Source organism: Moorena sp. SIO4G3, from assembly GCF_010692305.1.
Lineage (GTDB): Bacteria > Cyanobacteriota > Cyanobacteriia > Cyanobacteriales > Coleofasciculaceae > Moorena > Moorena producens_A.
Map to the genome: position 1 here is coordinate 1 of NZ_JAAHIG010000588.1, position 3,643 is coordinate 3,643.

A 3,643-nucleotide genomic window follows, 5' to 3' on the forward strand; every position below is an offset into this window, starting at 1 on the left:
AGACAATGAACAAACACAGGAGCAGGTCGAAAGACTAGGATATCTAGGAGCTGGGTGAGGTGAAAGCCTCACGCCCAGTTCTGAAGGAGAGGTGCTCCCCTTAATAGGGGACATCGACTCTAACAGTATTTAAAGCGGTTCGAGCAGGCGACTTTAAGAAAGCCAAGTCTCTACAGAAACTGATTCTGAAATCCCGTTCAGCGCAGCTTTTGGCCGTCCGTCAGGTCACACAGCTAAATAAAGGTAAGAGAACGGCGGGAATAGACGGAAAGTCAAGCCTCAATTACCGTGAACGCATGGAACTGGTTGAAGCATTGAACCACTATGGTCACGACTGGCACCATAGCGGACTTCGAGAAATCCCAATCCCTAAAAAGAATGGGAAAGTAAGGATGCTTAAGATACCAACCATCGCTGACAGAGCATGGCAATGTAAGCGTGAAGCTAGCCCTGGAACCAGCCCATGAGGCGACGTTCAGCGGAAATAGTTACGGGTTCAGAACGGGCAGGTGCGCCCAGGATGTCCAAAAACGCCTATTTAGTCATTTGAACTCAGGTTCTAATGGAAAAACAAAGCGCGTCATAGAACTAGATATTGAAAAATGCTTTGACCGTATCTCCCACACTTGCATCATGGAAAGGCTTATAGCACCAGAAAAAATTAAAACGGGAATATTCAGATGCCTCAAGGCAGGTGTCTCCGTCGAGTTCCCAGAACAAGGAACCCCGCAAGGGGGAGTAGTAAGTCCTTTACTTGCAAATGTGGCTTTAAACGGAATAGAAAATATTCATACTAGTCTAAGGTATGCCGACGACATGGTATTTATATTAAAACCAAAAGATGACGCTGAGGAAATCCTCAAGAAGGTATCTGCCTTTTTGGCGAAAAGAGGGATGAACATCAGTCAAGAAAAGACCAAAGTAACTAAAGCGACAGACGGGTTTGACTTCCTTGGCTGGCATGTCCGAGTTAAGAAAAACGGAAAATTCCGATGCATTCCCTCAGAGGAAAACCACCGGAACATACGTAAGAAGATTAAAGCCGTAGTCAACAGCTCGAATTATGGTGCAAAAGTAAAAGCAAAGAAATTAGCCTCCATAGTGCGGGGTTGGCGAAACTACCACTCAAGCTGCTACATGGGTAGTAGCAGGGACAGCCTTTGGTTCATGGCCAAGACAGCAAACCGAAAATTCCGAAAGGAAAAGAAGATAAATCGCTGGGAAGCAAATGAATTGTGCGACAAGGCTTTCCCGTCGGTAGGATACACACAAAACCAGCACATAAACGTAAGGGGGGCTAAGTCACCCTATGACGGTGACTTAGTTTACTGGAGTAAAAGAAATAGCCGACTTTACTCCGATACTACTTCAGACGCCTTGAAAAAGCAAAACCATTCCTGTGGACACTGTGGGTTGAAATTTACCGAAGACGAATCTGTACATCTCCATCACATTGATGGAAACCACGACAATTGGTCTAAAAGTAATCTTTTAGCAGTTCATCAGAGCTGCCACCAACAGATACATTGGAGCATTCCGAAAGGAAAGGATATCTAGGAGCTGCATGAGGGGAAACTTTCACGTGCAGTTCTGAAGCGGAGGTGCCCCGGATAATACCGGGCATCGACCGTAACTGGAAAAACATAGTGAATCTTGGAAAGGACAACAGTGGAAGAAACACCGCCTAAATCTTTTCCGCCTACAACGGCGAGTATACAAAGCAGTTCAAGCAGGCGACCTGAAGAAGGCTCGGTCTCTACAGAAACTGATTCTGAAATCCCGTGCAGCACAGCTTTTGGCAGTCCGACAGGTCACCCAGCTAAATAAGGGTAAAAAGACGGCTGGAGTTGATGGGAAGTCAGCCCTCAACTACAGAGAACGTATGAAACTGGTTGAAGCATTGAACCTCTATGGGCACGACTGGCACCATAGCGGACTACGAGAAGTTCCCATTAAGAAAAAGAATGGGAAAATTCGAATGTTGAAGATACCAACCATCGCCGACAGAGCATGGCAATGTCTAGTAAAATTTGCGTTAGAACCAGCCCACGAAGCAACCTTCAGTGGTGACAGTTACGGCTTCCGCACTGGCAGAAGTGCGCAGGATGTCCAAAAAAGGATATTCACTCACCTAAGGTCAACCAGCAACGGAAGAGACAAACGCATCATCGAATTAGACATCAAAAAATGCTTTGACCGCATAAGCCACACCTGCATAATGAACGCAATAATAGCACCATCCAGTATTAAACAAGGAGTGTTTAGATGTTTAAAAGCAGGGTTAAATCCAGAGTTCCCCGAACAGGGAACTCCTCAAGGAGGAGTGGTAAGCCCAATACTTTCAAACGTGGCCTTAAACGGAATCGAATACATACATACGAGTCTCCGTTATGCAGACGACATGGTATTCATATTAAAGCCAAAAGACGATGCACAGAAAATCCTCTCAAAAGTCAAGAAGTTCTTGGCAGAAAGAGGAATGGAAATCAGCGAAGAAAAGACTAAGCTAACTAAAGCGACAGATGGATTTAACTTTCTCGGATGGCATTTTAAAGCCATCGAAAAAACCGGAAAGTTTCACTGCGTTCCCTCAGAGGAAAACTACGAAGCCTTCCGCAAAAAAGTCAAAGCCATAGTCAACTGCTCGAATTATGGCGCTGAAGTAAAGGCAATGAAACTAGCCCCTATTGTACGCGGATGGCGCAACCACCATAAATATTGCGACATGAGCAACGGAAAGAACAGCCTATGGTTCATGGATGAAGCGGCTCGCCGGAAATTCATCAAAGAAAAGAAGGTAAACCGACATAAAGCCACAGAACTATGTAAAAAGGCGTTTCCGAAGGTGGGACACGCACAAAACAAACACGTAAACGTAAAGGGGACTAAGTCACCCTACGACGGTGACTTAGTCTATTGGAGTAAAAGGAACTCTAACCTATACTCCGATACTACATCTGATGCATTGAAAAAGCAAAACCATACTTGCGGACACTGTGGACTAAGATTCTTAGAGGGCGAGGATGTACACCTCCACCATATTGACGGAAACCACGACAACTGGCGCAAAAAGAATCTATTAGCAGTTCATCAGAGTTGTCACCAACAAATACATTGGTCAGTAACAGAAACACCAGAGAAACCCACTTCCATTAACGGACAAAAAGGAACTGGTAAGGCTGTGAAGAACAACGCCAAAACCACAAGAGCAAAAGCGAAAAGCTAAGGATATCCAGGAGCTGCATGAGGCGAAAGTTTCACGTGCAGTTCTGAATGAGAGGTGCCCTGGGTAATACCAGGCATCGACTCTAACAAGGCATTGCTTATGGTGGTAAAGGTAAAGGTGTTCTGATTCACACCCTGACTGAAGGTAGTGGAATGCCTCTAGCTAACTGTACAACTCCTGCCAATGGTAGTGAATCAGAACAAGTCAATCCTCTACTGGATCAAGTCAAATTGAAAACTTTGAAACCAGGTAGACCACGTAAGAGGCTCAAGGTACTAGCTGCAGATATTGGTTATGATTCCAAAGAAAAACGTGCTGCTCTGCGTAAGCGAGGCATTCGACCCCAAATACCAAAACGGATTTGGAAAACCAAGAAAAATCGAGGAAGACCGATTAAAATGTCGGTGCCCAGATATC

General features: G+C 45.1%; 4 protein-coding genes. All 4 read left to right on the top strand.

Annotated elements, in window-relative coordinates:
* The first annotated feature begins 185 nt into the window (after positions 1-185).
* Positions 186-467, top strand: a complete 282-nt coding sequence (locus F6J99_RS46020; protein WP_365975406.1) for a reverse transcriptase N-terminal domain-containing protein — start codon at positions 186-188, stop codon at positions 465-467.
* Complete coding sequence (locus F6J99_RS43245; protein ID WP_365975402.1) at positions 439-1,557, top strand: reverse transcriptase domain-containing protein; 1,119 nt, start codon at positions 439-441, stop codon at positions 1,555-1,557. The genes F6J99_RS46020 and F6J99_RS43245 overlap by 29 nt, the downstream gene beginning before the upstream one ends.
* Positions 1,558-1,633: 76 nt before the next feature.
* A complete protein-coding gene (locus F6J99_RS43250) occupies positions 1,634-3,226 on the top strand; it encodes a reverse transcriptase domain-containing protein (protein WP_293123152.1) in 1,593 nt (530 codons plus the stop codon).
* Between the two features lie 152 nt (positions 3,227-3,378).
* The coding region (locus F6J99_RS46025) for a transposase (RefSeq protein WP_365975404.1) at positions 3,379-3,643 on the top strand (265 nt) is incomplete at its 3' end.